The organism is Cyanobium sp. Morenito 9A2 (genome assembly GCF_024345575.1).
GTDB lineage: Bacteria > Cyanobacteriota > Cyanobacteriia > PCC-6307 > Cyanobiaceae > ATX-6F1.
In genome coordinates this window covers 1-6,955 of record NZ_JAGQBJ010000025.1, presented here as the reverse complement: position 1 = coordinate 6,955, position 6,955 = coordinate 1, and the positions used below count along the sequence as shown (strand labels likewise).

Here is a 6,955-nt window from a genome sequence, read left to right as displayed (position 1 = left end):
GGCGACCAGCGGGCGCAGGTCGCGCGCCGCGGCGCGCGCGGCGTTGGCGACCGCGTCCTCCCGTGCGCCGGCCCACTGGTCGAGGAAGCAGTGGCGGATGCGGCGCACGGCGGCGGGCCTCAGGCGGCGCGGGCGCGGCGGCGGGCCAGCGCCGCCTCGTAGCCGGCGACCGTGGCGGCGGCCGCGCGCGGCCAGGTGAAGTCGGTGCGGAAGCGCTCGACCAGCCGCGCCCGGCCGGCCGCGCCCGCGGCGTGGCCCTCCCAGGCGGCGAGCACCGCGCGGCGGATCGCGCCGGCGTCCGCCGGGTCGCAGTAGCGCGCCTGCGGGCCGAAGTACTCCTGCTCCGAGGTGCGGTCGCTCGCCACCAGCGAGCAGCCCGCCAGCGCGGCCTCGACGTGCGCGAACGACGCGCACTCCATCCAGCTCGGCAGCGCGTGCACCCGCGCGGCCTTGTAGGCGGAGGCGAGCCGCTCGTGCGGCAGGTGGTCGAGGAAGAGCGTGCCCGGCGGCGCGTGGCGGCGGCAGAGCCCGTGGTACCGGCGGTCGTAGTGGCGGCCGATCACGACGACCCGCAGCCCGGTGTCGCGCAGGGCGTGGAGCAGCATCAGCTGGTTCTTGCGCGGCTCGACCAGCCCGACGCAGAGCACGAAGTCGCCCGGGCCGTGCTCGGCGACGAAGGCGTCCGGCGTCGCCGTCGCGAACACGTCCGGCTCCGCCCCGTTGCGCACGAGCGTGAACGGCAGGTCGACGCCGTGCACCTTGCGCAGGTTCTCCACCTCGGCCCGGCTCTGCGGCAGGAGGTGGTCCACGAGTCCGAGCAGCGCCCGCTGGTAGGCGTCGTAGCCCCGCCAGTTGGCCTCGCGGGGCTGGAGCCGGGTGCGGCCGTTGTGCACGAACCTCCCGGAGGCGACGTCGGCCAGCCGCGCCTCGAGCTGCGCCGGCGTCCCGCCGGCGGCGAAGACCGCCGGGATCGCCGCGTCCGCCCAGCACTTCTCCCGCATGTCCCAGAAGATGGGCGAGAGCACGACCGGCACCTCCGGCCGCCAGGCGCGCACCGCCTTGACCTGGCCGAGGGTCTGGGCCGGGAACCAGGTGTTCCAGACATGGACGACGTCGTAGCCGCGCGGGTCGGGCCGCGGCGCGCAGCAGACGTCGACGACGTGGCCGAGCGCCTCGAGGTGCTGCCGCGTCTTCTTCATCTGGTGCAGGTCGCCGCCGGCGAGCCGCGGCTCGTAGGTGTTGACCATCAGCACGCGCAGGCCGCCGGACCGCGGGACGCGCCGCGTCACGGCCGCGCCGAGGCGCACCGCGTCCTCGCCGATCTCGTCCACCCGCCGCAGCGGGGAGGAGGAGGCTCCGTCCGCGGGCTCCGCCGGGGCGGCGGCGGCGCGGAGCGCGGGGTCGTCGGGATGCAGCGCGAGGCCCCGCGCCGCGACCAGCCGGCCGAGCGCGCCCTGGCCGAGCGCGGCGTAGCCGGCCGCGAGGCGGGCGAGGGCCCCGGCGTGGGTGGGGGCGAGGTTCACCGCGAGGTGGAGGAGGTCGAGTCCGATGCGCGGGGCGTGGTTGCGGTCGGCGTAGCCGGCGAGCAGGACGTGCTCGTCGATCCACCGCGCGACGTCGGGCCGCGTGTCGGCGCGCACCAGCTCGTCGTAGGGCGCGAAGAGCGCGGCCCCCGCCTTCGCCAGCGGGCCGCCCACGCGCCGGGGGAACTCCTCGGGACGCGGTCCGAGCGCCAGCCAGGCCGAGGTGTCGCCGTCGTCCGGCAGGTAGCGCCCCTCGCGCGAGAGCTCGAGGCTGCGCTCGACCACCTCCCACGCGTCCACGCCCCACTTGCCCTGGAGCTTGGCCTGGTTCGCCTTCTGGTTCGCGACCGCCGCGGCGGTGCGGCCGAGGCCGTTGTTGAGCTTGTGCAGGACGCGGACGCGCCCGTCGTAGAGGATCTCGTAGCCGGCCTGCAGGACGGCGAGGTGGTGGTCGGGGTCGTCGAACTGCGTCGGGCTGAAGCGCCCGTCGAACGGCCCGCTCCGGCGCAGCGCGTCGCGGCGGTAGAGGTTGCAGCAGCCGCGCACGTGCGTCGTCCGCGCGAAGTAGTCCGCCTGCCCGGTGTCGGGCTCGTCGTCGTGGCCGTAGATCGACGGGTAATGCCGGTAGGGCCCGCACTGGATCGCCTGGCGCTCGTCGTCGTTGACGATCTTCGGCCCGACGCAGCCGGCGAACGGCCGGAGCGCGAGGTCCCGCACCAGCGGCCGCAGCCAGTCCGGCGGCAGCACGATGTCGTCGTCCAGCCGCGCCACCAGCTCGCCGTCGCCCGCGGCGACCGCGAAGTTGAGGCCGATCGGGCAGCCGGTGTTGACCTCGAGGCGGACGGGGTGGAGCGGGAACGGGTAGGTGCGGGCCAGCTCGGCGAGGTACTCGGGCGTGCCGTCGGTGCTGGCGTTGTCCACGACGTAGACGCGCAGCCGGTCGGCCGGGTAGTCGGTGCGCGCGAGGCTGGCGAGGCAGCGCTCGAGCAGGCCGCGCGTGTTGCAGGTGACGAGGCAGCAGTCGACGGTCGGGAACTCCTCCGCGGGCCGCCAGCGCAGGGCCTCGCCGACCTGCCAGCAGACCGCGGTGTGGCCGTGGAGGCGGCGGACCTCGCCGAGGTCGGGGTAGCCCGGATGCCAGCCCCACTTCGCCTCCCAGTAGTCGGCCTGCCGGCGCTGGCAGGCGACCTTGAGGTGGCCGGCGAACTTGTTCACCTCGACCTCGGTCTCGGGGATGAGGATGCGGTGCGACGGCGACATCGCGCGGGTGAAGTGCACGCCCTTGACGCCGCCGTGGACGTAGGCGGCGTGGCCGCGGTGGCGGGCCGCGATGCAGAAGTCGTCGTCGTCCATCCACGCCGGCCCGTAGCGCTCGTCGAAGCCCCCGACCGCGTCGAAGACCGCGCGCCGGTAATAGGCGAGCGCGCCCGGCGCCGCGTCCACCTCCTGCACGCCGGTCGGCGCGCCGTCGGGCTGGAAGGCGCGCCGCGGGGTGTGCTGCGGGTGGTGCCCGAGGCCGGAGACGAAGTGCCGGCCCTCGGCCTGGATGCGGCCGTCGGGATAGACCAGGCGCGCGCCGACCACCGCCGCGGCCGGCCGCGCGAGCGCGGCCTCGGCGAGGCGGCGGAGCCAGCCGTCGGTCTCGACCACGACGTCCGCGTGCAGCCGCACGACATCGCAGCCGGGGGCGGCGGCGGCGCCGGCGTTGACCGCGGCGGCGGCGCCGCGGCGCGGCTGGCGGAGGACCGCGACGCGCGGCAGGCCGCGCACGAGGTCGGCGCCGCCGTCGGTCGAGCCGTCGTCCACCACGATCACCCGCCAGTCGGGATGCTCGGTGCGGGCGAGGACCGCGCGGACGCAGGCGCCGATGGTGGCGGCGTCGTTGTGCAGGGGGATGACGACGGCGACGGGAGGCAGGTCCATGGCGGGAGGCTCCGGTTCAGGCGACGCGGCGGCGACGGTCGGCCCATCCCGCCTTGATCCGGGCGGCGAGGGCGAGGGCCTGGGCGACGACCTCGTCCATGTTGAGGTAGCGGTAGGTCGCGAGCCGCCCGGCGAAGAGCGTGTCCGGCTCGCGGGCCGCGAGCTCGGCGTAAGCCTCGTACTGGCGCCGGGCCGCGGCGTTGGGCACGGGGTAGTAGGCCTCGCCCCCGGGCGCGTAATCCTGCGGGAACTCGCGCACGATGGTCGTGCCGGAGCAGCGCTGGCCGGTGACGTGCTTGGCCTCGACGATGCGGGTGAAGTCGAAGTCGTTCGGGTAGTTGACCTGCACCACCGGCTGCCAGAAGCCCGGCCGGCCGGAGACGGACTCCCGGCCGGCGAGCTGCTCGGCGGTGAAGTGCTCGGCCTCGAACCGCAGCGAGCGGTACGGGAGGACGCCGGCCCGGTATCCGAAGTACTCGTCGATCGCCCCGCTGTAGATCACCTGCCCGCACTCGACCCCGGCGCGGACCTCGCGGTAGTCGGCGTTGAGCAGCACCATCGTGCGCCGGCAGCCGGCGAGCATCCGGCGGAAGAGCGCGGTGTAGCCCTGGTCCGGCATCGCCTGGAAGCGCTCGCGCAGGTAGCGGTCGTCGCGGTTGGTGCGCACCGGGATGCGGCCGCAGACCGAGGCGTCGAGCTCCGCCGGCGAGCGCCGCCACTGCTTCTCGGTGTAGCCCTTGAAGAAGAGTTCGTAGAGCTCGCGGCCGACCTGCGAGACGATGACGTCCTCGGAGTTGCGCGGCGCGTCCACCGGCTCGCGCACCCGCGCGAGGTAGGCCTGGAACTCCTCCTCCGTCGCGGTCCGCCCGACCAGCTGCTCGAAGGTGTTGAGGTTGATCGGGAACCTCCAGTAGCGGCTCCGCGTCCAGGAGAGCACCTGGTAGTTCGCCGGGCGCCAGCCGGTGAAGCGGCTGAGGTAATCCACCACCGCCGGCTGGTCGCTGCGGAAGTAGTGCGGGCCGTAGGCGTGCACGAGCACCCCGTGGGCGTCGTACTCGTCGTAGGCGTTGCCGCCGAGGTGGCCGCGGCGCTCGACGACGAGGCAGGAGGCGTCGAGCTCGTTGGAGAGGCGCTCGGCGAGGGTCAGGCCGGTGAAGCCGGCGCCGACGATGAGGAAGTCGACCTTCATGGGGGCGGGGGTCAGGCGGTGGCGCGCAGCGGCGCGGCGGGCGCGGCGGCGTGGGAGCGGACGAGGGCGACGGTGCGCGCGACCATCCGCTCCTCGCGGAAGAGCTCGCGCGCGCGGACCCGGCCGGCCTCGCCGGCGGCGGCGCGCGCGGCGGGGTCGCGGGTCCATTCGAGCAGGACGGCGGCGAGCGCGCGGACGAGCGCGTCGCGTCCGGCCGCCGCGGGCGGCAGCAGCCGGCCGGTCGGGCCGAGCTCCTCGGGGATGCCGCTGACCGCGGTCGCGGCCACGGGCAGGCCCTTGGCCATGGCCTCCATGATCGCGAGCGGCATGCCCTCGAGGTCGGAAGGGAGGACGAAGAGGTCCGCCGCGTCGTACCAGGCCTCGACGTCCCAGCGGTGCCCGAGCAGGTGGACGCGGCCGCCGAGCCCGGCGGCGGCGATCGCCGCCTCGAGCTCGCCGCGCTGCTCGCCCTCGCCCGCCCAGACGAAGTGCAGGCGCGCCGCCGCGGGCTCGGCCGCGAGCCGGCGCGCGGCCTCGAGCTGGTAGGCGTAGCCCTTGACGGGCGAGAGCCGGGCGGCGGTGAACGCGACCACCGCGTCGGCCGGCAACCCGAGCCCGGCCCGCAGCCGTTCCCGCGCGGCGACGTCGCACGGGGCGAAGAACCGCTCCGGCCGGCCGTAGTGGACGACCTCGCCGGCCCCGGCCCCGAGGCCGAAGCGCGCGCGCAGGAGCGCGAGGTTCTCCGCCGAGACCGCCACGACCGCGCGGGCGGCCGCGTACTGGGCGGCGAGCGCGGGCAGGACGGCGCGGAAGCGGTCGGCGAGGTAGGCGCCGACGAAGCCGACCACGACGACGTAGGGCAGGCCGCGCTCGAGCGCGACCTGACGCGCGGCGAGGTTCGAGACGGGGCAGCAGTCGCTGAAGACCACGAGGTCGGGCCGCGCCGCCGCGAAGATCCGCTCCGCCGTCTCCCGGTCGGTGAGCGTGCGCGCGAAGCCGCCGCGCGTGTCGTAGGGGATCCAGTGGTGCGCCACGCCGGCGGCGCGCTGGGCCGCGACCAGCGGGTTCTCGGCCCGCGTCTGCGCGCAGGCGACCTCCAGCCCGTCGGCCGCGAGGCCGAGCAGCAGGCTGTGGTTGTACTGCGCCACGCCGCCCGAGTCGGGGTCGTCGGTGAAGAGCAGCACGCGCGGGCCGGACGCGGCCGCGGGCGGGGCGGCCGGCGCCGCCTCGCGGCAGAGCACGGCCACGGCCTCGCTCACCAGCCGGTAGCCCGCGGGGGCCAGCGCCTCCGCCAGGATGGGGAAGTCGCCGGGCAGCGCGTCGCAGCACCAGAGGCGGTCCGCGGAGGTGGTCGTCGCCACGTCCGCCGCCGCGCGGCTGAACGCCAGCAGGTCGGGCGCCGCGACCGCGTCGGCCGGCGCCACCGCGACGCGCGGCAGGGTGCGGCAGAGCGCCGCGAAGTCCTCCGGCACGCCCGCGCCGAGCGCGACCCGCACGGTCTCCTGCGTGCGGTGCAGCTCCTGCAGGCCCTCGTAGACCATCGCCGCCCCGAGCAGCCGGTCGGTGTCGCCGGGGAAGAAGACGGTGGTGCCCGGCGCCGGCAGCGCGAACGCGGGCTCGGCCCGGCCGTCGCGCAGCATCGCCTCGAACCGCCCGCGGCGGCGCGCCGCGGACCAGTGCTCGTCGAACCACGCCGCCCCCGCGGCGCCGATCGCCGCGGTGCCGGCCGGGTCGGCGAGCGCCCGCGCCGCCCGCTCCGCCAGCTCGGCCGCGTCGCCGTAGGCGATCAGCCCGCGGCCGTCCGTCCCGAGCAGGTCCAGGCCCGCCTCGGGCGCGAGGCGGTCGGTGACGAGCGCCGCGCCGCCGGCGAGGATCTCGAGCGCGCGGAGGTTGAGGTCGCCGTTGAGGCTCGCGTTGAAGCCGAGCAGCGAGGCGCCGTAGAAGGCCAGCCCCTCGCGCTGCCCGACGGCCCGCGACTCCACCGGCACGCCGCGCGCCTCCAGCGCCTCGAGCAGGCGCAGGCGCCGCGGGTGGAACCGGCCGGCCTGGCCGACGAAGGCGAGGCGCGTCGCGCGCCGCGCCTGGCGCGCCGCGCGCACCACCGCGTCGTCGTGCGGGAAGGTCAGGCCCGGCTGCCAGAAGAGCGCGCCGATGCCGGCCGAGGCGATGAGCGCCGCATGGTGCCGGTCGTAGAGCAGGACGTGCCGGTCGTAGCGCTCCTCCGCCATGTAGCGCAGCATGCCGAGGATCGGGGAGCGCAGGTGGTGGGTGTCGGCGACGAGCAGCGCCTTCGGTCCGCGGAAGGCGTCCACCCGGCGCG

General features: G+C 76.3%; 3 protein-coding genes. All 3 read right to left on the bottom strand.

Annotated elements, in window-relative coordinates; translation table 11 throughout:
* Window positions 1–119 precede the first annotated feature (119 nt).
* The gene (locus KBY88_RS15940) at window positions 120–3,446 is read right to left on the bottom strand and encodes a glycosyltransferase (protein WP_254940931.1); all 3,327 of its coding nucleotides are present in this window, start codon (window positions 3,444–3,446) and stop codon (window positions 120–122) included.
* A 16-nt stretch (window positions 3,447–3,462) separates the two neighbouring features.
* Complete coding sequence (gene glf / locus KBY88_RS15935) at window positions 3,463–4,635, bottom strand: UDP-galactopyranose mutase (protein ID WP_254940930.1); 1,173 nt, start codon at window positions 4,633–4,635, stop codon at window positions 3,463–3,465.
* Window positions 4,636–4,646: 11 nt separating this feature from the next.
* On the bottom strand, window positions 4,647–6,955 hold a 2,309-nt coding region (locus KBY88_RS15930), incomplete at its 5' end, for a glycosyltransferase family 4 protein (protein WP_254940929.1).

Excerpts from the sequence above, each read along its gene's own strand:
- glf (WP_254940930.1), bottom strand. The coding sequence starts at position 4,635 with ATGAAGGTCGACTTCCTCATCGTCGGCGCCGGCTTCACCGGCCTGACC.
- KBY88_RS15940 (WP_254940931.1), bottom strand. The coding sequence starts at position 3,446 with ATGGACCTGCCTCCCGTCGCCGTCGTCATCCCCCTGCACAACGACGCC.